1 protein-coding gene is annotated in these 1,189 nt (G+C 45.2%); it reads right to left on the bottom strand.

All coding sequences use genetic code 11. From position 1 onward, the window contains the following. On the bottom strand, positions 1 to 1,168 hold a 1,168-nt coding region (locus tag CXF78_RS01175; protein ID WP_374702259.1), incomplete at its 3' end, for an MBL fold metallo-hydrolase. Positions 1,169 to 1,189: the final 21 nt, after the last annotated feature.

Below are 1,189 nucleotides of genomic sequence, written 5' to 3'. Positions count from 1 at the left end.
CTGTGGTGGGATTGGGCAAGAAGCGGGTGAGATAGTTGGTGATTCTTCCGCCAGTACACATGCCGGATGCGGCGATGATAATGGCGGGTTTGTGGGTTGAGTCGAGGTAGTTGATTACTGAAAGATGGTCCTGGTGGCTGTCTATGGTGATGAGTTGGTTGAAGTCGAGTGGGTGGCGTCCCTGGGCTAGTTTACCTTTGGCTTCGTTGTCCCAGAGTGTTTTGAACTGACGATACTTTTGGGTGAAGTTAGCTGCCATGGGAGAGTCGACGATAATGTCGATGTTTTGCCATACAGGGTTGTGTTTATTGCGATGAATAATGTGTTCGAATTCGTATAATAGCTCTTGGGTTCTGCCAATGCTAAATGCAGGAATGAGTACCACGCCATTATCCTTTACGGCGCTTTCGATGATATTTTTGAGTTGCTTGCTGCGTTCTTTACGTCCTTGATGGTTTTTATCGCCGTAGGTGGATTCAATGACTAAGGTATCTGCTCTGTAAGGACTTTTGGGGCTAGCAAGTAACGGTGCGTAGGTTGCGCCTAAATCACCCGAAAAAACAACTCGATGGTTACCGCTAGGACCGCTTAAGTCTATTTCAACATAGGCTGAACCGAGTATATGCCCAGCGGGTTTGAATTTGAGTTTTGCTTTATTATAAATAGCTGGAGTGACGATTGTTTCTTTTGAGATATCTTCGGTATTTTCAGTCGATGATATAGATGACGGTTCGGTCGCTAGTTTTTCAATTGATAATGCACCGTCCATTTCTATGGCACTTTCTGTCGAAGATATAGCTGTTGGTATGTTTTGCGGTATGTTTATCGGTAGCGTTATCCACTGACCGTAATCGACTGGGACAAGCAGTTTTTTCAGTCGATTGATACAAGCCTGGATCAATTTAGGGTCGCGCGTCACACCCACTTTTAAGGCGTCTTCGATTACCAGTGGTAATAGTGCTGCTGTAGCGGTTGTTGCATAAATAGGCTGATTGAATCCTGCAGCCAGTAAGTAGGGAATTCGCCCAACATGGTCGATATGGCAATGGGTAACAATAAGCGCTTTAATATGTTGAATGTCAAAGGTGATTTGCAGTTGGTCTGCCGAACTTTTTCCTGCCGTTTCTGCACCTTGAAATAGCCCGCAATCGATAAGATAACTGCTGATGTTGTTGCCGTTTCCGTGGTT

The organism is Shewanella sp. 11B5 (genome assembly GCF_002836795.1).
GTDB classification, from domain to species: domain Bacteria; phylum Pseudomonadota; class Gammaproteobacteria; order Enterobacterales; family Shewanellaceae; genus Shewanella; species Shewanella frigidimarina.
The sequence above is the reverse complement of the archived record's forward strand: the minus strand, read 5'-3'. Positions and strand labels throughout refer to the sequence as shown.